Below are 23060 nucleotides of genomic sequence, written 5' to 3'. Positions count from 1 at the left end.
GCAGGAGTAATGCTATGTCTTCCACGACTTCAAATACGCCGCCGGTAGCGCGTTCCGGTTTACGTTTGGGCCGTATCTGGGATAACTTCGGGATGCTGGTGGTTTTTGCCGTGTTGTTTATCGCCTGCGTACTGTTTATCCCTAACTTTGGCTCCTTTATCAATATGAAAGGGCTGGGTCTGGCGATGTCGATGTCCGGTATGGTGGCGTGTGGCATGCTGTTCTGCCTCGCCTCCGGCGACTTTGACCTCTCCGTGGCGTCGGTGATTGCCTGCGCCGGGGTGACCACGGCGGTGGTGATCAATATGAGCGAAAGCCTGTGGCTGGGCATCGGCGCGGGTCTGCTGCTGGGGATGCTCTGCGGCTTCGTTAATGGCTTTGTCATCGCCAAACTGAAAATCAATGCGCTGATCACCACGCTGGCAACCATGCAAATTGTGCGCGGCCTGGCCTATATCTTTTCCGATGGTAAAGCTGTGGGTATTGAAGATGAACGTTTCTTCGAGCTGGGTTATGCCACCTGGTTCGGCTTGCCGGCACCTATCTGGCTGACCATCGGCACCATGATTATCTTTGGTTTTCTGCTGAATAAAACCACCTTTGGCCGCAATACGCTGGCGATCGGGGGTAACGAAGAGGCGGCACGGCTGGCCGGCGTGCCGGTGGTACGTACCCGCATCATTATCTTTATTCTTTCCGGACTGGTTTCAGCCGCTGCCGGGATTATCCTTGCTTCACGTATGACCAGCGGTCAGCCGATGACTTCGCTGGGCTATGAGCTGATCGTTATCTCCGCCTGCGTGCTGGGCGGCGTATCGCTGAAAGGCGGAATTGGTAAAATCTCCTACGTGGTGGCAGGCGTACTGATCCTCGGTACCGTTGAGAATGCGATGAATCTTCTGAATATCTCACCTTTCTCACAATATGTGGTGCGCGGTCTGATACTGTTGGCAGCGGTGATTTTCGACCGCTACAAACAGAGCCATAAAGCGGCCTGATCGTCGTGGGCAGCCGCACGGCTGCCCGCAATTTCGACGCTTCGTTACGAGGATTATTATGTACCATCGTCAACCGATTGAGTCACAGCCCAACCCTTTACTACCGGGCTATGCGTTTAATGCCTGGCTGGTGGCCGGGCTGACGCCGATTAGCGCTGGCGGCGCGCTTGATTTCTGTATCGACCGCCCGCACGGCATGAAAGGCTATATTATCAACCTGACGATAAAAGGACGGGGCCGGGTATTTGACGGCGATGCCTCTTTCGACTGCGAGCCGGGCGAAATGCTGCTGTTTCAGCCCAAGACGCCGCACTATTATGGCCGGGCGCCCGATAGCGACTGTTGGTATCACCGCTGGATCTATTTCCGTCCACGCGCCTACTGGCATGACTGGCTGCGCTGGCAGGATGAAACCAATGGCGTGGGACGCCTGCGGCTGCCAGAGTCGCTGCGCGGTGAGTTTGATCGTCTGTTTGCTAATATTGAACAGACGCATAATTCCGGCCGTCGCTTTGCCGAAGAGCTGGCGATGAATTTGCTGGAGCGGCTCCTGCTGCGGGCAGTAGAGGAAGATCCGCGCTCGCATCAGCAAATTCGCGATCCGCGTATTATTGAAGCCTGTCAGTATGTGACCAGTAATCTGGCTGGCGAGCTAAAAATTGAGGCGGTGGCGAAGCACGTTTGTCTGTCGCCGTCGCGGCTGGCGCACCTGTTTCGTGAGCAGATGGGGGTAAACCTGCTGCGCTGGCGTGAAGACCAGCGGGTCATTCGTGCCAAGCTGCTGCTGCAAACCACCCAGGAGCCAATCGCTTCTGTGGGCCGTGAGGTCGGTTATGACGATCAGCTCTATTTCTCGCGTGTGTTCCGCAAACGCGTCGGTGTCAGCCCTAGCGATTTCCGACGCCGTAGCCAGGACGCGCATGACGCGTTGGTAGCACAGGAAACCTGGCAATTGCCAAAGCGAGCAGGGGAGTAAAAGGTTTGTTGGCCCGCGTCAATCGCATCGCGGGCCTTGTATTGAAAAGAAACAGTAGCATCGCTCATCTTTTTATCTGAAATATTCTTCTTTCTCTTTAGGCGTTACCACTCTTGCGCCTTACATCGACTGGCTTAGCGCCGCCTGTTTGCCGGAACTCTATGTTCAGGATCACAGGATATATATTGCATGATATTAATCTTTTATTTTTCGCTCTACATTATACTGTGCAATAAGCAGGGATTTCAGGCGGCTTACCGTCGTTATCTTTCAGGCAATAACCATGCGAAGGAGAAGGTATGCTTACTCATAACCACTATGGCCAGGCTTTAGGCAGAGAAATTAAAGATTGGGTGAAGAGAGCCGCTCCTGAAAAAGTCACGCTGAAAGGCGATTACTGTATCGTTTTACCGCTATCATCCGATCATGCCGAAGATCTCTTTCCTGAATGGCACAGCATTGACGATGACCGGGACTGGACCTATCTTTCTGATGCCAAACCTGCCACTAAAGAACAATGCTATCAGTATTTTAGAAAACTCAGCGCAGATAAAGATAAACTCTACTTCGCCGTGAAAGATATTCATGATGGTCACATAAAAGGCATGCTTTGCGTCACCCATATTGACCCGAATAATGGGGTATTTGCGCTGGCGGAAATCAACTGGACGCCGCTGATGAAAAGAACACGGCTCAGTACGGAGTCGCTTTTTCTGATCATTAGCTATTTTATGGATAAGCTGCATTACCGGCGATGCGAGTGGCAAACCAACAGCCTGAACACTCAGTCCATAGACTCGGCCCAACGTATCGGGTTTATCAGAGAGGGAATACTGCGTGATAAAAGGATCAGTAAAGGTTATGCCGAAGATATCGCGTTTTTTTCCATCACCGCTTCTGACTGGGTTGATACGGCTGCCGCACTTAAAGCCTGGCTGAGAAAAGAAAATTTTGATGAGCGTGGCAGGCAGATCCATAAGCTTGAGAGCTTCCGCGTTGCAGTGAACAGTGGCGAGGCATAAGCCGGGTTTAGGTTGAGTGCGCTTTGCGGCCTCTGCGCTGGCAACGCTCAGACGGCCATTTAATCAGCAGTTGGTTTAACATCTTGCGCAATTATCTGGCATAGTTGCGCAACTTATTTTTATACTACTCTGCACTTTACCTTAAAGATTAAAAGTGAGTGCATATGATCGACGCCCGCCTTCCGCTTACCGATATTCATCGCCATCTTGATGGCAATATTCGTGCCGCCACCATCCTTGATTTAGGTCGTGAGTTCAACATTGCTTTGCCAGCCAACAGCCTGGAAGCACTGCGTCCTCATGTTCAGGTGGTCGAAAACCAGCCCGACCTGGTAAGTTTCCTGCAAAAGCTTGACTGGGGGGTAAAGGTGTTGGGATCGCTGGAGGCCTGCCGTCGCGTGGCGCTGGAAAACGTTGAGGATGCCGCCCGCGCCGGAATCCATTATGCCGAGCTGCGTTTTTCGCCAGGCTATATGGCGATGAACCATCAATTGCCCATTACCGGCGTAGTGGAAGCGGTAATTGATGGCGTACGTGCTGGCTGCCAGCAGCATAATATTGATGTACGCCTGATCGGCATTATGAGCCGTACCTTTGGTGAAGAAGCCTGCCTGAATGAGCTGGAAGGACTGCTGGCCCATCGCGATGGCATTACCGCTGTGGATCTGGCCGGTGACGAGCTGGGATTCCCTGGCAGTGAATTCCTCAGCCACTTCAATCGCGCGCGTGACGCAGGCTTTCGAATTACGGTACATGCCGGTGAGGCTGCCGGTGCGGAAAGTATCTGGCAGGCGATTCGTGAACTGGGCGCCGAACGTATTGGTCACGGGGTTAAGGCAGTAGAAGATCCGGCGCTAATGGATTTCCTTGCCGCGCAGGGGATTGGTATTGAGTCCTGCCTGACTTCAAATATCCAGACCAGCACCGTAGCGCATCTGAGCCATCATCCGCTGGTGAAATTTCTTGATCATGGCATTCTTGCTACGCTGAATACTGACGACCCGGCGGTGCAGGGGATCGAAATTGCTCATGAGTATCAGGTTGCCGCACCGCAGGCTGGGCTGACGGCTGAGCATATTCGTACCGCCCAGGAAAATGGCCTGAAGATCGCCTTCCTGAGCGAAGAAGAGAAGCAGCGTATCCGTCAGCGTGTAGCGGGCTAAGCGGAACTGAGCCAGGGCCAGCCCGCAGCGTAATACGCTACGGGCTGACTAGCGCGGACGGGCAACCACAATGCCTGGCCGCGTTTTAATGTAAGAGAGCAGCGGTGTATCGACAACCTTCATATTTTTCTTTAAAGAAGAGGCATTACGTAACCAAACCTGATTACCTTTTTTAATGATAATTCCGGTATGCGAAACATCCAGACCCGCCAGCGGCGAATAAATTCCCACATAGTCGCCCGTTTGCAACGCTTTTAAAGTTCCCTTATTAATATTATTAGCTGGAATATAATTAATTATTCGGGGCGTTATCGGCAAGCCAGGTAAATATTTTCCGCCGTCGGCTTTTAAATTAAGCTGTTTAGTAATTTTAACCGTCGGGGTATTCAGTTTATCGGTAATATCGCGCGCATTTAAGGGGGCCAGGCTAAACCAGTCGGAGAAAAAATGTTTACGATAGACGAAACTCACCTCTCCCTGGTGATAACGCGTGAGGCGCAACTGAGTAAAGAAGTCGTCTCGGCTGCTGGCGTGGCTGAGCGCGGCAACATAATCCAGCAGCGTAAAGCAGTCGACGCCGTTAAAATTGACAACCAGCTGCTCTGGAACGTTATCCGATCCCGTTAGCGTATCTGCCTGATAAGGCGTCCCGAGAAAAGCCGCAGAGATATCGGCAATGCGCTCTCCCAGTGGTTTATTATGTGCGGGAATAACCTGCTGTTGCAGGATCTCATCAAGTCGCTCAGAGGTTTGTTTATCTATTACCGGGCGAGATGTAGTGGTGCAGGCGGCAAGAGAAAATATTAATAATAACGATGCTATTAATTTCATTTTTAATTCCTTCTGTATTATTTCTGTCAGGCAAGAAATAACCTCAATCCTGAGGATGGAGTGGCATAATTATTAAATAATCATCTGAGCGCAAATTTTATTCTTACGAATGAGAGGGAACGCGCAAAAAAACGCTGATATAAAAAAGGGCGACATGATGTCGCCCTGAGCGTGAATAGCGCGTTAAAAGCGCAATAACCTTATTCCGGCAGGTTTTGTGCCGGCGCGCCCAGCATATAACGGGAGAGAAAGCCGTCGAGCGGCATATTTTCACCGTTCATCGTCACCTGAGTGCCGTTAAACTGCAGGCTGGTCACGATGTTATCATCCTGCTGCTGGGTCAGGCGGAACATTTGTCCCATCGCCGCCAGGCCTTTAACCTGCTGTTCAGCCAGCTTGCTGGCATCAGATTCCTGATAACCTTCCGCCATAGCAACCTGTTTCATCAGGGCGGTCGCCATCGGCATATTAATCACCAGTTTACCTTCCAGCGATTTTAGCATCCGGCTCAGCGCGTCAGCCGGCGTTTGCGCCACGCCCTGAGCAGTAGCGGGATCTTTAAAATGCGCGGCTAAGTTAAAGGTGCTTTCTCCTTTATCATTTTTCCAGCTTAGCGGAGCCACGGTCACCACCGGATCGCCTTTCAGCAGCAGCGGCAGGTTAGCGGCCATAATCTGACGTACGCCTTCCTGATAACGCTCGGGATCCTGTTCAATGCCGGGCTGATTGATTAATGCCTGCATCTGGCTGCGATAGTTATCCGAAGCCGTTTTCAATGCCTGTCCATCAAACTGTGACAGCTTCAGGGTCATCTTGCCGGAGCCAAAACTCTGTTTTTCCAGCATGAGGTTATCAATGGCGTAATCCATCTGGCCAGAGAGCGTATTGCCGCTGGAATCAAACTGCGTTTTGATATCCATGCCTTCCAGCGTTGCTGTTTCCTGGCCGTTAACCGCCGTGGTCAGCTTTTTCAGATTGAAGTGTTGATCGCCAATACGCACACCCTGCGGGCTAAGGTGGGTTTTACCGTTAAGGCTAATGCCATTCAGGGTGAACAGCACGGGCTGATTTGCTTCGTTTCTTATTGTCAGCGCCACGCTGTCAATATCGGAATCGAAATTAACCCGATCGCCTTCGGCATCGCTGTCAATGCCCAGCGTGCCGCCGTTCCAGGCGTAGCGCTCGCCGGTTTCACTGTTTTGATAATCCAGCGGCAACAGACGAATCGTTGAAGCGGTAGCGCCGCTGTAACCGATACGGGTATCCGCATCAATCACCGATTTACCTTTGGTCAGCTCAAACAGCTTTTTCAACGCGGGGGTATTTTCCAGCTCGCTGTGTACCGAGGCCATGCTGGGGATCAGATTAAAGTTTTTCAGCTGAGCGAAGGGGAAAGGGCCATGATCGATGGTCTCATTCAGCACCACGCTCTGGCCCGGCTTCAGCAGCGCATTATCTTCTGTCTGCGAACTGGCCTGTACTACCAGCTGAGTATGGCTGGTAAACAGGCCGCGCTGATAATTTTGGTAACTCACTTTCAGACGGCTGTCGGGCGCAAGCTTTGTCAGCTGCGCATTCGCATTTTGCACGATCTGATCCATGTGGCTTTCGATCTGCTTGCCTGTTAGCCAGGCCGCGCCCGTCCAGACCACTCCCAGCGCGACTACAACGCCAACCGCAATTTTCGTCTTGTTCATCGATTCGTCCTTTTTACGGCATCAATGCCTGATATTAATTTATTGAATAATCATAGCATTTGCAGAACTGGCCGTCAGCCTGGCAGGTTATAAACTCGGGCAAGTTGTCCCTGACCGCAAGCCGTTATCGGTGATTCGCTGGCGGCGACGAAACAGGATTCGCCTGCCCTGAGCGTCAGCGGCTGTTGGCCCGTCAGCCGGGCTTCGCCTTCAATACAGAACAGGATTGCCGCGCTCTGCTGGCAGAGCGTTATCGGTGTAGCGTTCAGCGCGTGAATTGCGAAAGCGAAATCATCCACCGGAACGGGAAATTCGCGCGTATTTCCCTGCTGCACCGGCTCGGTGAGCAGGGTATCCGCCGCGCGGGGCGTAAATTTTATGTTGACCATCAGTTCATCAACATCAATATGTTTCGGCGTCAGCCCGGCGCGTAACACGTTATCTGAGTTTGCCATCACCTCCAGCGCCACGCCGCGTAGATAGGCATGGGGCGTCTCAGCAAATAAAAACATCGCTTCGCCCGGCTGTAGTTCAATCAGGTTTAGCAGCAGCGGAGAAAAAAGCCCGCTGTCATCAGGATACTCTTCAGCGATGTTGCGAATAGTCCGCCAGGGTTCGCCGTGTTGCGTATGCAGCGTGGCTTTAAGAATATCAATCGCACGTTGTTTCTCTGCCTGCTGTAACGAGAGCAGCGAGGAAAACAGTATGGCCAGGCTCGCCTCATCCGGCTGCTGTAAGAAGTGGGCGATGGCCGGATGCGCACCGGCAACCGGCTGCAGCAAGGAAATGATCTCCGCAAAAGGGCGAAAACCGTTAATGGCTAAAAAAGGGGTCAGCGCATAAACCAGTTCAGGCTTATGGTTAGCATCTTTATAGTTGCGTTCCGGCGCGTTCAGCGGGATGCCCGCTGCGTTTTCACGTGCGAATCCAGCCTCGGCGGCGGATTTGCCAGGATGCACCTGAATCGATAGCGGCTGTTCGGCACACAGCACTTTAAACAAAAAGGGGAGCTCGCCAAAACGTGCCGCCACTTTTTCTCCCAGCAGGCCCGGCTTATCTGATTCGATCATCTCCCGCAGTGAGCGCAATTCGCCGTTCACTTCAATCCCCGAGCTGCTTTTAGGGTGTGCGCCCATCCATAGCTCAGCCATCGGCTGCTGCGTCGGATTCTCAATGCCATACATCTCAGTTAGTGCCGTTTTACTGCCCCATGCATAGTTTTGCAGCGAATTGTGAAGCTTAAACATGATCTCTCCTTTTACTGGCGGCTGACCGCAGGTATTAAAGCAGAACGTGTTTTCGAAACCTGGACACAAGTCAAATAAGGACGATTGGCTCGCAGAATGTTAAATTATTGTATGTCACACTATGGCCCATGCCCGCTGTGTCGGATAGTCACAGGTCAGGGCTTTTTAAATCATATGTTTGTGCTAAAGGAGAGAAGTAATGGCAGCCAACCGCATTGAAAAAGATTCAATGGGACCTATTGATGTACCGGCTGATAAACTGTGGGGCGCGCAGACGCAGCGCTCGCTGGAACACTTTCGCATCTCTACAGAAAAAATGCCTGCCGAGCTGGTGCATGCGCTGGCGTTAACCAAACGCGCCGCCGCAAAAGTTAACAGCGATCTCGGCCTGCTGCCGCAGGAGAGAGCGGAGGCGATTATTCAGGCTGCGGACGAAGTATTGGCGGAAAAGCATACCGCTGAATTCCCGCTGGCTATCTGGCAGACCGGCTCCGGCACACAAACCAATATGAATATGAACGAGGTGCTGGCCAACCGCGCCAGTGAGATCCTCGGCGGTGAGCGTGGCATGTCTCGCCTGGTGCATCCAAATGATGATGTCAATAAAAGCCAGAGCTCCAATGACGTTTTCCCTACCGCTATGCATGTGGCGGCGGTGATCGCTCTGCGTGAGAACCTGGTTCCGCAGCTCAATATACTGAAGCAAACGCTGCAGTCTAAAGCGGAAGCGTTTAAAGATATCGTTAAAATTGGCCGTACCCACCTGCAGGACGCCACGCCGCTGACGCTGGGCCAGGAGATTTCCGGCTGGGTAGCGATGCTGGAACATAACCTGAAGCATATCGAGCAGAGCGTGCCGCACATAACCGAGCTGGCGCTGGGCGGCACCGCCGTTGGCACTGGACTGAATACGCATCCTGAGTATGCAGTGCGCGTTGCTGAAGAGCTGGCCGCGCTGACGCGTCAGCCGTTTGTGACCGCGCCGAATAAGTTTGAAGCGCTGGCGACCTGTGATGCGCTGGTGCATGCACACGGCGCGCTTAAAGGTCTGGCGGCCTCGTTGATGAAAATCGCCAACGATGTGCGTTGGCTCTCATCTGGCCCGCGTTGCGGCATCGGTGAAATTGCCATTCCGGAAAATGAACCCGGCAGCTCTATCATGCCAGGCAAAGTTAACCCGACCCAGTGCGAAGCCATGACCATGCTTTGCTGTCAGGTGATGGGGAACGATGTGGCGATTAATATTGGCGGCGCGTCCGGCAACTTCGAACTGAACGTGTTCCGTCCGATGGTCATTCATAACTTCCTGCAGTCGATTCGTCTGCTGGCGGATGGTATGGATAGCTTTAATCATCACTGCGCCGTAGGCATCGAGCCAAACCGCGATCGTATTACGCAACTGTTGAACGAGTCGCTGATGCTGGTGACCGCACTGAATACGCATATCGGTTACGATAAAGCCGCTGAAATTGCTAAAAAGGCGCATAAAGAGGGGCTGACGTTGAAAGCGTCCGCGTTGAAGCTGGGCTATCTCACGGAAGAAGAGTTTGATGCCTGGGTTCGACCAGAAGAGATGGTTGGCAGCATGAAGCAGTAAATTATCTCCCGGGGCCAGCAGGCCCCGGCTTTTCTCTTTGCATCTGACCATTTAGCGCCGTTATGCCCTCTCTCTTTGCCTGTGATCTTTCCCTTAAACCGAGCTTACTGGCCTGTCGCAATAAAGATGCAGTCGCGGGATCAACAGCCACAGCGGATCCGCCTGCGGCTTATAGCGATGGGTAATATTTTCCGCATCATAATTTAACAGCTCACCTAATACCGGCACCTGTTGCCGATCCGGACAAAGCACCAGCAGCGGAGAAGGGCAGGCCAGCTGCGTCTGTTTTTGCTGCTCTTTATCCCAGATACGTGCAATCGGCTGCACTTTAACCGGCCGCTTGATTTTCAGCTTCGCGCCCGCAGGCAATGACTGCACCGCGATCAGCTCCTGCTGTACCTTCTCCGCCCATTGCTCACGGGTCCAGGGCGCCTGCGCGCGGCCCGCCTTCAGGCTCTTTTCCAGCTTTGCCACAATCTCCTGCGACGTTACATTTTTAATAATATGTTTGTTGGCCCAACCGAAGCGCACGCTGTCTGGCGCATCCAGCAAGGTAATGGCGCGGTAGGCGTTTAGCGTGAGCAGACCGTGCAGATGCGTATGCACAAATTCAAAACGTGCTTCACTCGGTAAGCCCGATTCCACGGTAATGATCTGCTCCAGCCGCGCCTTAAGCAGATTGATTTTATCAACCTGCTGATGGAGAAGGGCATGCTGGTGGCTGTCTGCTTCAAAGCAGAGTGCGCCGGGCAGGCGAACAGCGGCTTTGGTGCTGATATTTTCCGACTGACGTTGAATAAACAGACGACAATAATGCTGCAAAGCAAGCTGTCGCGCCTCATCCCCCAAATGCTGCGTTACGCTGATTTGCGCTATGGGATCGTGTTCAGCGCCTTTTGCCACTGGCGGTAACGAGAACACCCGGCCGACCAGCAGCGGCAGCGGCGTTAATTGTTGCTGGAGAACGCTAAGCTCCTCATCAAGCTGATTAGCGCACTGACGCAAATCTTCCACTAAGTCATAGCGAGGCATGGTAGCTCCTGCGGTGAAAAATATTATTAGTTACAACATACATTTTAATAACCAAAAATACCAGTCCAGCAATGGGGAAATCATCAGTCAAGCAGAAAAAAAGGCCGCGCCAGGGCGGCCAGAAGAAGACGAGGTGAGGCTAGAGTTTTTTACTGTGGAGTTGGCTGGCGACAAGCAACGCCAACAGCAGCATTATGGCAATAAATGTTGTAATGCCAGGCCAGCCCCAGGCGTGCCAGAATACGCCGCCCAGGGTGCCCGCAATGCTGGATCCCGCATAATAGCTGAACAGATACAGCGATGAAGCTTGCCCTTTGGCGCGACGCGTACGTGGTCCAATCCAGCCGCTGGCAACGGAGTGGGCGGCAAAGAATCCGGCGGTAAACAGCATCATTCCTGGGAAAATCAGCCACAGTGAATTGAAAAGCGTGATAAGCAGACCACACAGCATCAAAGCCGTAGAGAAAAACAGTACCGGGCCACGCCCATAGCGGGCTGTCATCGCCCCCGCTTTGGGTGAGCTCCATGAACCGGTGAGATAAACCACCGACAGCAGGCCAACAACCGCCTGGCTGAGAAACCAGGGCGCGCTCAGCAAACGATAGCCAATGTAATTAAATAGCGTAACGAAGGCGCCCATCAGCAAAAAACCTTCCGCAAACAGCAACGGTAAACCGCGATCGCGCCAGTGCAGGCGAAAGTTAATCGCCAGGCTACGGGGATTAAGTGAAGCTGGCCGAAAATGACGCGACGCAGGCAGAATTTTCCAGAACATCAGTGCCGAAGCCAGGGAAAAACAGCCGATCACGGCTACCGCCACGCGCCATGAGCTAAAATCAGTAATAACCCCGCTCAGCAGACGACCGCTCATCCCGCCAATAGAGTTGCCGCTGATATATAAACCCATGGAAAAGGCAACTACACTGGGATGAATCTCCTCACTCAAATAGGTCATACCGACCGCAGCCACGCCGCTTAGCGATAAACCAATCAGCGCCCGCATAATTAAAATACTGTGCCAGCTGTGCATGGTGGCGGAGATCAGGGTGCATATCGCTGCCAGTAACAGCGCGATCACCATTACCGGCTTGCGGCCCACGGCGTCGGAAAGCGGTCCGGTTACCAGCAGCCCCAGTGCCATAAGAGCGGTTGAAATTGACAACGAAATGCTGCTTGTTGCGGGTGACACGCCAAATTCATGGGAAAGCACCGGCAAAATAGGCTGAACGCAGTAGAGCTGGGCAAAGGTGGCAAGACCTGCGGAAAACAGCGCCAGCGTTACGCGCATAAACTGCGGCGTGCCGCGTTTGATATAGAGGTTTTTATTCACGACAGCGGGCGAGACACGCTGAACCTCGTCAGCGGGTAACGTCGCACCCTGAGATGAGCGTTCCACAATAGTTCCTTATTTAAACATCAACTATTTAATTGTGGGGCGACCTTATTATACTGTCTAATATATTAATTATCTGAATTGATACATGTAAAGTATGAATATCGAACTTCGTCATCTTCGTTACTTCATCGCCGTTGCGGAAGAGCTGCATTTTGGTCGAGCGGCGCTGCGATTGAATATTTCACAACCGCCGTTAAGCCAGCAAATCCAGCAGCTTGAACAGCAGGTAGGCGCTTGTTTGCTGGCGCGCACCAATCGTAGCGTTCAGCTTACCGCAGCTGGACGTCAGTTCCTGCAGGATGCGCGCGTGATCCTGTTGGATGTTGAGCAGGCGGCCAGCCGCGCCGCGCGTTTGCATCAGGGGGAGGAAGGGGAGATCCGTATCGGCTTTACCTCATCGGCACCTTTTATTACCGCCGTTTCCGATGCGCTGTTTACCTATCGTCAGCGTTTTCCGCAGGTGCATATTCAAATGCAGGAAATGAACACCCGCCAACAGCTGACGCCTTTAAGCGAAGGGCGACTGGATTTTGGCGTAATGCGTAACACGCCTCTGCCGGAAACGCTGGCATGGCAGCTGCTGCTGCGTGAGCCGCTTTGCTGCATAGTGCATCATGCGCACCCTTTGGCGAGTCAGCAAAGCGTCTCGGTTACTGCCCTGGCCAACGAACCTTTTGTTTTTTTCGATGCGCAAAGCGGCACCGCACTGTATGGCGAAACGATGGCGCTTCTGCAGCGCTACCAAATCCAGCCTTATATTACGCAGGAGGTTGGCGAGGCGATGACCATCCTTGGCCTGGTTGCCACCGGGCTGGGCATATCTATCTTGCCCGCCTCTTTTCGCCGTGCGCAACTGGCTGGCGTGGTCTGGTTGCCACTACAGGAGGCGGATGCCTGGTCGGAAATGTGGTTGGTCTGGTCAAAACAGCGTGAAATCAGTGCGCAGATGAAGCAAATGAAGTCCTTGTTGCTAAGCGAAAGCTGGCGGCGCTGAGTTTGCAGCCCATTTATTGCTTACAATGGCGGATAGCTCCCGATTTATTCACATGCGCCTTGCAATATTACTCGGCGGGCCGCAGGCCTAATCGATCACAGCCTCTCTGCCTGGTCCTGTTTTTGTGCAGTAAATCACATTCCGAATCAAATAGTTGACGCCTGTTAATATCTCATCCACCATAGCCTGAGCAGGTTTATTTTGAAGCGCGAAAATAAGTGGGAGCAGGGGTAGTGATAGCGGACAGTCAACCTGGTCATATCGACCAGATCAAGCAGACAAACGCTGGGGCTGTATATCGCCTGATCGACCAATTTGGCCCGATATCGCGTATTGAGCTTTCCCGGCGGGCTCAGCTGGCGCCAGCCAGTATCACCAAAATTGTCCGTGAAATGCTGGAAGCCCATCTGGTACAGGAAACGGAGTATCAGGAGCCGGGCAGTCGTGGTCGGCCTGCGGTTGGCCTGATTCTGGATACCGTAGCCTGGCACTATCTGGCCGTTCGTATTGGCAACGGCGAGATCACGCTGGCGCTACGCGACCTCAGCAGCGCGCTGGTTACCGAAGAGACCCGGTCGCTGCCGGTGCAGAGCGAGACGCCGCTGCTAAACCGCGTGATCCTTGAAATCGATCAGTTTTTTATCCGCCATCAGCACCAGCTGGAGCGGCTGACCGCCATCGCCATTACCTTGCCCGGTATTATTCATTCCGGCAAGGGAATGGTTCATCGCATGCCGTTTTATCAGGTCGCTGATATGCCGCTGGGGCCGGAACTGTCCGCCCATACCGGTCTGCCGGTTTATATTCAGCATGATGTTTGCGCCTGGACCATCGCTGAATCGCTGTTTGGCGCATCGCGCGGGGCCAGCGATGTTATCCAGATCGTCATCGATGACAACGTCGGCGCAGGCGTAATCACTGGCGGTCGCCTGCTGCATAACAGTCGCAGTTCGCTGGTTGAAATTGGGCACACGCAGGTGGATGCGTATGGCAAGCAGTGCTATTGCGGCAACCATGGTTGCCTGGAGACGGTCGCCAGTATCGGCAGCATTCTGGAACTGACGTCACAGCGCATGCAGACCGCGCTCAGTTCTATTCTGCATCATCAGCCGTTAACCGTGGAATCACTGTGCGATGCGGCACTGAATGGCGATCCGCTGGCGCGCGATATCATTACAGGGATTGGCAATAGCGTCGGGCGCATTCTGGCCATTATGGTCAATCTGTTTAATCCGGAAAAAATCCTGATTGGTTCTCCGCTTAACCGCGCCGCCGAGGTGCTGTATCCGGCAATCGGCGCCTCGATCCGCCAGCAGGCGCTGCCAGCTTACAGCGCCGATATTCATGTTGAACCCACCCAATTTCCCAACGTCGGCACGATGCCTGGCGCTGCGCTGGTCAAAAACGCCCTGTATAACGGTGAACTGCTTATCAAACTGTTGCAGGGCTAATCTAATTTCAGTTATCACTAAAAAATTGCGCTAACGCAAGCTGTGCAAAAGCGCGATTTCCTACACTGTGCGACATAAACCGATGATTAATGTTTAACTATTTCAGGCCGACAGCCTGCCGGAGTGTTGCTATGCTGAGTCGTCTTTTCATTACCGGTACGGATACCGCCGTCGGTAAAACAGTTGTTACACGTGCCCTGATGCAAAAACTGGCGGAAACGCACCCGGCGGTAGTGGGATATAAACCGGTAGCCAAAAGTAGCCAGATGACGGCAGACGGGATACGCAATAAAGATGCGTTGATATTACATCGTGCCTCCACGCTTGATGTGCCTTATGAAGCGATAAATCCCGTTACGCTGCTAGAAGATGAAATCAGCACCCATCGCGGCGAAGCCATTAACTATGCGTGTCTGAGCAGCGGCCTGCAGGCGCTGGAAGCGCAGGCCGATGTGGTGGTGGTGGAAGGGACCGGCGGCTGGCGCAGCCTGATGAACGATCTGCGGCCGTTATCCGACTGGGTTATTCAGGAGCAGCTGCCGGTGGTGTTAGTTGTCGGCATCAAGCTGGGTTGTATCAGTCATGCCTTACTGACGGCGCAGGCAATCATTAACGATGGTCTGCCGTTGATGGGCTGGGTCGCCAACCGCATCAATCCGGGGCTGGCGCACTATGCGGAAATTATCCAGGTACTGCAGGAGAAAATCCCGGCGCCGCTGTTAGGCGAGCTGCCTTATTTGCCACGGGCTGAAGAGCGCGAGCTGGCAGGTTATATCGATCTCTCCTCGCTTTTACTGCCGCAGGCTGTCGCCTGATTCACAGAGGGCATACGCACAGTTATCGAATAAAGCGCGGGGGCAGGAAGAAAACGCCCCACGCAAACAAGGTAATCATTTTTTGATGCGCCCTCAGGGCGCAATCGTATGTTTAGCGACTGAGTGCGCGACGCGTACGGCCTGAACTCAGATAATCAGCGATATAATCCTGCGAAATTTCGCCGCTGTAGCGGCCTTCTTCATCCACAATGGGCATCCATACCAGATTATGTTCATAGAGTTTTGACAGTACCACACGCAGGTTTTCTTCCGCTTTGCCGGTTACGGTAAAATTGTGCAGTTTCTCTTCGCAGTAGCCGCTGGCTCCGCGCGCTTCACGCCGTTTCACAAAGCCCAGCGGGCGATCGTCGCTATCAACCACGGTAATGGAGCGCATATCATTATCATCCATGATCACAAATGCTTCTGACAACGGCGTGGACCGCTTAACGGTAAGGGTTTGCTGTTGATCGGTCACGTCGCCAGCCTGGACCAGCAGCAATCGTTTCAGTGTGCGATCCTGACCGACAAAAGAGCCAACAAACTCGTTGGCCGGTTTCGCCAGGAGTTCGTCAGGCGTGGCGCACTGCACAATTTTTCCCTGACCGAATACAGCGATGCGATCGCCCAGCTTGAGCGCCTCATCGATATCGTGGCTAACCAGCATGACGGTTTTCTTTAACTGGCGCTGCATTTCCAGAAACTCGTTCTGAATCGCCTCTCGGTTAATCGGATCGACCGCACCGAAAGGCTCATCCATCAGCAGGACCGGCGGATCCGCCGCCAGCGCACGAATGACACCTATACGTTGTTGCTGTCCGCCGGACATCTCTTTCGGATAACGATGCAGAAACTTATGCGGATCGAGTGCCACCATATTCATCAGCTCGCTGGCGCGATCGCGGCAGCGTTTTTTATCCCAGCCGAGCATGCGCGGCACGACAGTGATGTTTTCTTCGATAGTCATGTTAGGGAACAGGCCAATCTGCTGAATCACGTAGCCGATATTGCGGCGCAGGGTAACGGTATCCTGAGTGCTGGTATCTTCACCGTTAATGGTAATTTTACCGCTGGTTGCCGGAATCAAACGGTTTATCATTTTCAGCGTAGTGGTTTTCCCGCAGCCGGACGGACCAAGCAGCACGCACATTTCTCCCGCTGGCACGTGCAGGTTGACATTATCCACCGCATTAAACGTCGTGCGATTTTTCTGAATGAAGGTTTTAGTCAGGTTTTCCAGCTTTATCATTATCGAATCCCCTTCGGTGTCAGCACCAGCTGCAAGCGATGCAACAGCCAGTCAAGAATAATTGCCAGGAAGCAAATCAGCACTGCGCCTGCGATCAGCATACGAATATCGCTGCCGCTAATGCCGTCCAGCAACAGCAGGCCCAAACCGCCAGCACCAATAATTGCCGCAATCGCCATAACGCCTACGTTCATCACCACTGCCGTACGAATACCGCCGAAAATAATCGGGAGGGCAAGCGGGATTTCCACCCAGCGCAGGCGCTGCCAGAAGGTCATGCCGATACCGCGCCCGGCTTCGCGCAGGCCAGGCGGCAGACTTTCCAGCGCGGTATGGGTATTGCGTACAATCGGCAGCAGGGAATAGAGGAATACCGCTGTAATCGCCGGCACCACGCCAATACCCTGACCAATAAGGGAAAAAAGTGGGATCATCAGACCAAACAACGCGATCGAAGGGATAGTAAGCACAATGGTGGCGATCCCCAGCACCGGGGTCGCCAGCCATTTAAAGCGCACAATTAAAATGCCCAGCGGCACGCCGGCCAGAATAGCGCAGCCAACCGCCACCAGAACCAGCCACAGATGTTGCCAGCTAAGGGCGACGAGGTGAGGCCAGTTGTCGATCATATAGTGAATCGTATCCATAGCATCTCCTTACAGCATGCCTTTAGACTGCAGAAAATCGCGGGCGACCTGCTGCGGTGACTGATGATCGATATCGACCCGTTTGTTGAGTTCGGTAATTACGTCATCTGTGATCAATGCAGAAAGCTGATTGAGCGCCTCCGCCAGTCCTGGATTCGCCTCCAGTACCTCTTTACGCACCAGCGGCGTCACGTTGTAGCTGGGAAAGAAATGCTTATCATCCTCCAGAATTTTCAGGTCGAAGCCTTTTACCCGTCCGTCGGTGGTATACACCAGTCCGGCCTCGACAAAACCGTCGCGAATGGCGTTATACACCAGCCCCGGATCCATCTGGCGGATTTGCGGACGATCCAGCGTTAATCCATACAGTTTTTGCAGCGGCTTCAGACCATCGGCGCGCCCGGCAAACTCCAGGTCCAGACCCAGCATCCAGTTATGGTCCGGATCCTGTTTGCGGATCTGCTCAATACGCGCCACCAGCTGTGAAACCGTGGTGATATGCTCTTTTTCGGCGCGTTGACGCTGCATGGCAAAAGCGTAGGTGTTATTCATGGGTGCCGGATTAAGCCAGATCAGACCTAATTTGCCATCCAGACGCTTTACCGTTTGGTAGGCCTGCTCAGAGGACATCCGGGTCGTAATATGATTAAAGACAATCAGTGAGGCGCCGGTATATTCCCAGGTCATGTCGATCTGTTTGTTCAGCATTGCGCTGCGCCCGATCGACACCGGGATATTCGTTTTAGGGATCACCTGAAAGCCTTTTTTATTCAGCCACAGCGTGGTCATTGCTGACAAAATATGTTGTTCGGTAAAGCCTTTGGTAGCCATGGTAATCGGTGCGGCCTGCACGGAGGAGAGGCATAGTAATAGCGTCGCCAGCAGCGTACCCAGCGCCCGAGTCAAAACAGAAATAGTCATAAGGCTCCTTTTTACAGCGCATGTGGACTTAACCAGCGACCCAGAGCCGCCAGCAGCATATCCAGAATCAGCGCAAACAGCGCCGTCGCCACCGCGCCTAAAATCAGGACGGGGAAGTCATTGAGGTAGATCCCAGGGAAGATCAGCTCGCCGTAGCTGCTGGCACCAATCAGGAACGCCAGCGGCGCGGTGCCAACGTTAATTGCCATCGCGATGCGAATACCGGAAAGGATCACCGGACAGGCGTTAGGCAGCTCTACCTGACGCAGACGCTGCATTTTTGTCATGCCGATGCCGTTGGCGGCTTCCCGCAACGATTCCGGTACGCCAATCAATCCTGCATAGGTGTTACGCACAATAGGTAATAGCGAAGCAAGAAACAGCGCGAAAATCGCCGGCCGATCGCCAATGCCGATCACTACCATCGCCAAAGCCAGCACCGCTAGCGGCGGCAGCGTATTGCCGACATTAAAGATCTGCATAATGTATTCCGCCCAGCGGCGCATATAAGGCCGACTGAGTAAAATACCGCTGGGAATGCCGACCAGTAGAGCGAACAGCATCGACCAACCCACCAGCCAGAGATGTTGCCTGCCAAGGTAAATTAAATCGACCTGACGCGCTTTAATCACCTCAGGGCCGACACCGTAAATCAACAGCGCAGCCACCAGCGCTATCACCAGCAACGCCAGAATGATTCGCTTAATCGCGGGGGAAAAATGCATGAACAGCGTTCTCCTGGGGATGACCTGAAGCGCACCCCTGCAGGATGGCTCAATTGTTATATTAATCCGTGTGCATAGCGCCGTGGAAAGCGGTACGCGTCAGCGACGCCGGACGATAAAGATAAACTGCTGATTTTTACGTCTTTATCAGCAAAAAAAACGTGGTGCCTTAAATCTATAGCAGCGCGCAGACGGGTTCGCCAGTTTTGCGGCAGGATCAGCAGGATAGTTTTTCCCGGCAAGGGGAGAAAACATGTTTTCAAACGCCAGCGGCAGACAGGAAACAACCAAAGCAAACTTAAGTGACAACGTCACTTAAGGGAGTGTACGCAATGCCCTGCGTTGGGCTACGCTTAGGAAATTAACAGGAAGGGAAAACATGGCAGAAACTCAACATCAGACGGTCGCACACCGTCACTGGATTTTAATTGCCTGTATGCTGGCGATGTTTATGGCGGCAATTGAAGTCACTATTGTCGCGACGGCGATGCCCACCATCGTTGCTCAACTGGGCGGCTTTTCGCAATTTGGCTGGGTTTTTTCCATTTACCTGCTAACCCAGGCGGTAAGCGTACCGATCTATGGGCGGCTCGCCGATCTGTGGGGACGTAAACGCATGTTCCTGATCGGCGCCTCGCTGTTTTTACTGGGTTCGGTGCTGTGCGGCATGGCGCACAGTATGACCTGGCTTATTCTGTTCCGTGCTTTTCAGGGGCTGGGTGCAGGAGCGATTATGCCGATCACCTCGACTATTGTGGCGGACATCTATTCGCCTCGCGAGCGGGCGGGCATTCAGGGCTGGCTTTCCAGCGTCTGGGGCGTTGCGGCGATTATCGGCCCGCTGACCGGCGCCTGGATTGTGCAACATTTCAGCTGGTCGCTGGTTTTCTGGGTTAACGTACCCTTGGGCATTATTTCAATGCTGATGCTGGCGCGCTGGCTGCCAGCGCATCAACAACCTTCAGAGCAGAGCCTTAACGTATCCGGCAGCGCCTGGCTGATGCTAAGCGTCAGCGCGCTGCTGGTTGCGCTGCTTCAGGCTGAGGCGCTGGGCTACTGGCTGTTGTTGTTTCTGGCCGTGGCGTTAATCGCCGGTTTTATTCTGCTGCGCCATGAAAAAAAAGCCGAGGCGCCGCTGTTTCCGCTGGCTATCTGGCGGAGCCGGGTCATTGTTGCCGGTAATGCCGGGAATTTGATTATTGGCGCGGCGATGATGGGCATCAGCGCCTTTTTGCCCACCTGGATTCAGGGCATCAATGGCGGTTCGCCGTTGCAGGCGGGCAGCGCGCTGGCCATGATGTCGATTGGCTGGCCGCTTGCCAGTACCTTTAGCGGCCGTCTGATGCTGCATACCTCTTATCGTTTTACCGCTCAGCTGGGCGCGCTGTTATTGATTGCGGGCACGGCGCTGCTGTTGACGCTGCATGCCGGGAGCAGCCTGTTGCAGGCTGGCTTTGCCGCTTTTGTGATCGGTACCGGAATGGGCATGACCAGCACCACCTTTTTGGTCTCGGTTCAGAACAGCGCCGATTTCGCTATTCGCGGTATCTGCACCGCCTCGATTATGTTTAGCCGCATGCTTGGCTCCGCATTGGGTACAGCCATTATGGGCGCGGTACTCAATTATAATTTGCTGCTGCGGTTGCCTGACGCGCAGGATCCGGTGCAGCAAATTATGTCGCCGGAGCGGCGGCAGGCGTTAGACGGGGGCACCCTGCATCAGATGACGCTGCATATCGCTGCTTCGCTGCACTGGGTATTTATTGTCTCGCTGGTGATTGCCGTTGGCAGCCTGTTTATCGCCTGGACCATGCCACGACGCAGACCGGAATAGGAACGCGTGAAACAAGAATCTTAACCCTATTCACTATTGAAAAGTACCGGTACAAATAACCGGTAACTATCAGCTTAAATGTGATTAATAATTCGCTTGAGAAAAAACAGGCGCCGTTCAGGCGCCTTGAGGATAAATCAGGAAGCGGGGGCATCCTGTGCGGTACCGGCATCGGCAGGCACGTTAGTTTCACCGTCGACGCCGGTACGTTTATAAACGATTTTCTGTGAGTCGTTGTCACAATGTCCAACCACCTGGCCACCGGCAGCCTCAGCCTGATCGTTAGGCACAATATCCAGCGTAAAGCCTGATTCAGGCACGCCGTTATTGATGATCTTCTGACTAATATCCGCTTTTACCGATTCGCAAGATGCCTGGGCTGCCAGCGGAGCAACAACCAACAGGGCGCTTAACATCCACTTCTTCGCTCTCATCACATCATCCTTTTGCAATAAAACCAGCGGTAACTATAGCAGTAAAGTAAGATCAGGGTGTTACGGGGCGTCCGGTGCGTCGATCCAGGCAGCGCAGGGTATTGGCTTCCCAGTATGCGTTGACGTTATAGCTTTTTTCACAGGCGTCACGGCTATCAAAGGCACGATCGGTTTTATCAAACTCTTTTTCGACGCGGCTGTTGAGCTTTTTACGCAGCATTCGCGTGTCATCCCACTGTTCTTTATTCTGACGCGCTTCTTCATTGCTTAACGCATTACTTCCGTTTTCAATGATCAAACGCTCGGTGCGCGCCTGGGCCGACGCAGATGACAGCGCCAAAGCGCTGAACAGCGTAAACGGAAGCAGGGCGACAGCCAGACGGGTAAATAATGTTTGCATCATCGGTTCCTTATCTTTATGGCAACCTGCCATGAGGTGATACCGCTTTTAGTATATCATCGTCGCTTGTTTACTCACCAGCGAGCCAGACGCTTCGTTTAGCTTTGAGAACGCTTTTTTATGATCAAAACCACGCTGCTTTTTTTTCTTACCGCACTGGCGGAAATTGTGGGCTGTTTTCTTCCCTGGCTGTGGCTAAAAAAGGGCGCGTCGGCGCTGCTGCTGGTTCCGGCGGCGCTGAGCCTGGCGGCTTTTGTCTGGCTGCTGACGCTGCATCCCGCCGCCAGCGGGCGCGTTTATGCGGCTTACGGCGGCGTTTATGTGGTCACGGCGTTGCTGTGGTTGCGCTGGGTGGATGGCGTACGCTTAAGCTACAGCGACTGGCTGGGCGCGGCGGTGGCTTTCTGCGGCATGCTGATTATTGTGGCGGGATGGGGCAAAGCGTAACCTTACGCCGGGCAACTAAACCTGAGGAAATCAATCAGGCTTAGTTGCCATACACCTCGCAGTGCCAGAGCCGGACGGATGTTCGTCCGCCTCTGGCGTCAGGATTCTTTCGCCACTTTTAGCCCGGCGGTGGTCTGGCTAACCGGCATCATTTCCAGCGTATTAATGTTCACATGCGCTGGCAACGTCGCCACCCAATATACCGCTTCGGTCACATCTTCTGGCGTCAGCGCGGTAGTACCGGCATACACACTTTCCGCCCGACTATCATCGCCTTTAAAGCGCACGTTGGAAAACTCGGTGCCGCCCACCAGGCCTGGCTCGATGTCAGTCACACGCAGCGCTGTGCCGTGCAGATCGGTGCGTAAATTCAGGCTGAACTGACGTACAAAGGCTTTAGTTGCGCCATATACGTTGCCGCCCATATAAGGCCAGTTACCGGCAACCGAGCCGAGATTAATAATATGCCCGGTATTACGCTCTACCATGCCAGGCAACAGCGCGCGGGTCATGTACACCAGCCCTTTATTATTGGTATCGATCATGGTTTCCCAATCGTCGATGCTGGCCTGATGGGCAGGTTCCACACCCAGCGCCAGTCCGGCGTTGTTAACCAGAATATCGACCTGTTGCCATTCAGCCGGCAGAGTAGCCAGCGCAGCATCGATTGCAGCACGATCGCGGACATCGAATTGCAGGGTATACAAATTTTCACCCAGTTCAGCCTTTAGCGCATCCAGACGATCCTGGCGACGTCCGTTAGCAATCACTTTATGTCCTGCTGCGATAAAACGACGGGCGATCGATTGACCAAAACCGGCAGTCGCACCGGTAACAAAGATTATCATCTCGCTGTTCCTTAACAGGTTTTTCAGGATAATTACCATAACACTTCGTTTTGCTGCTGCCCAGTACCGGTTAATGATGAACAAAAAGCACTGTACTGGTGCGCATTGCACCAAAAGTTTGCCGACATAACAGGTCGTTCAGACGTTCCGGCAGGGGCTATCTGAAAGGCCTGGGAAATATTAACGCTTTAAAGGCAGGCAAGCGTTTGCGCAATCGTTTGGGATAGACAGAATGAGTGTTATTTATGATAAATCATTGATTTTAAATATATTTAAACAAATAACCGGCTGGCATAACTCTTGCAGTTTGCTAAATACCCGCTCATTTGCCATAAC

General features: G+C 53.3%; 22 protein-coding genes. 10 read left to right on the top strand and 12 right to left on the bottom strand.

Annotation, left to right across the window (positions count from 1 at the left end; genetic code table 11):
- The first annotated feature begins 14 nt into the window (after positions 1–14).
- The 4 genes from araH (at position 15) to add (ending at position 4159) form a co-directional block, all read left to right on the top strand.
- Positions 15–998, top strand: a complete 984-nt coding sequence (araH, locus tag ACQE3Z_RS05880) for an L-arabinose ABC transporter permease AraH (RefSeq protein WP_249894527.1) — start codon at positions 15–17, stop codon at positions 996–998.
- Positions 999–1056: 58 nt separating this feature from the next.
- On the top strand, positions 1057–1974 hold the full coding sequence (araC, locus tag ACQE3Z_RS05875; RefSeq protein WP_085071780.1) for an arabinose operon transcriptional regulator AraC: 918 nt from the start codon (positions 1057–1059) through the stop codon (positions 1972–1974).
- Positions 1975–2273: 299 nt separating this feature from the next.
- The gene (locus ACQE3Z_RS05870) at positions 2274–2996 is read left to right on the top strand and encodes a GNAT family N-acetyltransferase (protein ID WP_426972658.1); all 723 of its coding nucleotides are present in this window, start codon (positions 2274–2276) and stop codon (positions 2994–2996) included.
- 164 nt (positions 2997–3160) lie between these two features.
- Positions 3161–4159 (top strand): adenosine deaminase, encoded by a 999-nt coding sequence (gene add / locus ACQE3Z_RS05865; RefSeq protein ID WP_426972657.1) that lies wholly within the window; start codon positions 3161–3163, stop codon positions 4157–4159.
- Positions 4160–4207: 48 nt separating this feature from the next.
- Here the strand turns inward: add and ACQE3Z_RS05860 are convergent, their stop codons facing one another.
- The 3 genes from ACQE3Z_RS05860 to manA form a co-directional block, all read right to left on the bottom strand.
- Complete coding sequence (locus tag ACQE3Z_RS05860) at positions 4208–4990, bottom strand: DUF1460 domain-containing protein (protein WP_426972655.1); 783 nt, start codon at positions 4988–4990, stop codon at positions 4208–4210.
- 200 nt (positions 4991–5190) lie between these two features.
- On the bottom strand, positions 5191–6687 hold the full coding sequence (locus ACQE3Z_RS05855; protein ID WP_426972653.1) for a YdgA family protein: 1497 nt from the start codon (positions 6685–6687) through the stop codon (positions 5191–5193).
- 74 nt (positions 6688–6761) lie between these two features.
- Positions 6762–7934, bottom strand: a complete 1173-nt coding sequence (gene manA / locus ACQE3Z_RS05850; protein ID WP_426972651.1) for a mannose-6-phosphate isomerase — start codon at positions 7932–7934, stop codon at positions 6762–6764.
- Positions 7935–8133: 199 nt separating this feature from the next.
- Between manA and fumC the strand changes: the two genes are divergently transcribed.
- A complete protein-coding gene (fumC, locus tag ACQE3Z_RS05845) occupies positions 8134–9531 on the top strand; it encodes a class II fumarate hydratase (RefSeq protein ID WP_426972650.1) in 1398 nt (465 codons plus the stop codon).
- A 93-nt stretch (positions 9532–9624) separates the two neighbouring features.
- Here fumC and tus read toward each other — a convergent pair whose 3' ends face one another.
- Together tus and ACQE3Z_RS05835 are read right to left on the bottom strand one after the other, a co-directional pair.
- Positions 9625–10563 (bottom strand): DNA replication terminus site-binding protein, encoded by a 939-nt coding sequence (gene tus, locus ACQE3Z_RS05840; RefSeq protein WP_426972649.1) that lies wholly within the window; start codon positions 10561–10563, stop codon positions 9625–9627.
- 139 nt (positions 10564–10702) lie between these two features.
- Positions 10703–11959 (bottom strand): MFS transporter, encoded by a 1257-nt coding sequence (locus ACQE3Z_RS05835; protein WP_426972648.1) that lies wholly within the window; start codon positions 11957–11959, stop codon positions 10703–10705.
- Positions 11960–12053: 94 nt separating this feature from the next.
- On the opposite strand from ACQE3Z_RS05835, the gene ACQE3Z_RS05830 reads away from it, so the two are divergent.
- The 3 genes from ACQE3Z_RS05830 (at position 12054) to bioD (ending at position 15219) form a co-directional block, all read left to right on the top strand.
- Positions 12054–12953, top strand: coding sequence for a LysR substrate-binding domain-containing protein (locus ACQE3Z_RS05830; protein WP_426972646.1), 900 nt, complete (start codon positions 12054–12056; stop codon positions 12951–12953).
- A 233-nt stretch (positions 12954–13186) separates the two neighbouring features.
- Positions 13187–14404, top strand: coding sequence for a sugar metabolism global transcriptional regulator Mlc (gene mlc / locus ACQE3Z_RS05825; RefSeq protein WP_426972645.1), 1218 nt, complete (start codon positions 13187–13189; stop codon positions 14402–14404).
- 131 nt (positions 14405–14535) lie between these two features.
- Positions 14536–15219, top strand: a complete 684-nt coding sequence (bioD, locus tag ACQE3Z_RS05820) for a dethiobiotin synthase (RefSeq protein WP_426972643.1) — start codon at positions 14536–14538, stop codon at positions 15217–15219.
- 112 nt (positions 15220–15331) lie between these two features.
- Here the strand turns inward: bioD and osmV are convergent, their stop codons facing one another.
- The 4 genes from osmV to ACQE3Z_RS05800 are packed head-to-tail and all read right to left on the bottom strand — an operon-like array spanning position 15332 to position 18761.
- Positions 15332–16468 (bottom strand): osmoprotectant ABC transporter ATP-binding protein OsmV, encoded by a 1137-nt coding sequence (gene osmV, locus ACQE3Z_RS05815; protein WP_426972642.1) that lies wholly within the window; start codon positions 16466–16468, stop codon positions 15332–15334.
- A complete protein-coding gene (gene osmW / locus ACQE3Z_RS05810; RefSeq protein ID WP_426972641.1) occupies positions 16468–17115 on the bottom strand; it encodes an osmoprotectant ABC transporter permease OsmW in 648 nt (215 codons plus the stop codon). Before osmW ends, osmV begins: the two co-directional genes overlap by 1 nt.
- Positions 17116–17124: 9 nt before the next feature.
- Positions 17125–18036 (bottom strand): glycine betaine ABC transporter substrate-binding protein, encoded by a 912-nt coding sequence (locus tag ACQE3Z_RS05805; RefSeq protein WP_426972639.1) that lies wholly within the window; start codon positions 18034–18036, stop codon positions 17125–17127.
- Between the two features lie 11 nt (positions 18037–18047).
- Positions 18048–18761, bottom strand: a complete 714-nt coding sequence (locus tag ACQE3Z_RS05800) for an ABC transporter permease (RefSeq protein WP_426972638.1) — start codon at positions 18759–18761, stop codon at positions 18048–18050.
- A gap of 379 nt (positions 18762–19140) precedes the next feature.
- Between ACQE3Z_RS05800 and ACQE3Z_RS05795 the strand changes: the two genes are divergently transcribed.
- Positions 19141–20595 (top strand): MDR family MFS transporter, encoded by a 1455-nt coding sequence (locus ACQE3Z_RS05795; protein ID WP_426972637.1) that lies wholly within the window; start codon positions 19141–19143, stop codon positions 20593–20595.
- 137 nt (positions 20596–20732) lie between these two features.
- Here the strand turns inward: ACQE3Z_RS05795 and ACQE3Z_RS05790 are convergent, their stop codons facing one another.
- Both ACQE3Z_RS05790 and ACQE3Z_RS05785 read right to left on the bottom strand, forming a co-directional pair.
- The gene (locus ACQE3Z_RS05790; protein ID WP_250652626.1) at positions 20733–21029 is read right to left on the bottom strand and encodes a DUF1161 domain-containing protein; all 297 of its coding nucleotides are present in this window, start codon (positions 21027–21029) and stop codon (positions 20733–20735) included.
- 52 nt (positions 21030–21081) lie between these two features.
- Entirely contained in the window at positions 21082–21429 is a 348-nt protein-coding gene (locus ACQE3Z_RS05785) for a DUF1283 family protein (protein ID WP_250652722.1), read from the bottom strand.
- Between the two features lie 120 nt (positions 21430–21549).
- Here ACQE3Z_RS05785 and ACQE3Z_RS05780 point away from each other — a divergent pair, with 120 nt between their 5' ends.
- Positions 21550–21876: a YnfA family protein gene (locus ACQE3Z_RS05780; RefSeq protein ID WP_085071761.1), complete on the top strand. Its 327-nt coding sequence runs from the start codon at positions 21550–21552 to the stop codon at positions 21874–21876.
- Positions 21877–21974: 98 nt separating this feature from the next.
- Here ACQE3Z_RS05780 and ydfG read toward each other — a convergent pair whose 3' ends face one another.
- Complete coding sequence (ydfG, locus tag ACQE3Z_RS05775) at positions 21975–22724, bottom strand: bifunctional NADP-dependent 3-hydroxy acid dehydrogenase/3-hydroxypropionate dehydrogenase YdfG (RefSeq protein ID WP_426972636.1); 750 nt, start codon at positions 22722–22724, stop codon at positions 21975–21977.
- Positions 22725–23060: the final 336 nt, after the last annotated feature.

It is taken from the genome of Pantoea sp. FN0307 (genome assembly GCF_050113815.1).
GTDB lineage: Bacteria > Pseudomonadota > Gammaproteobacteria > Enterobacterales > Enterobacteriaceae > Mixta > Mixta alhagi.
The sequence above is the reverse complement of the archived record's forward strand: the minus strand, read 5'-3'. Positions and strand labels throughout refer to the sequence as shown.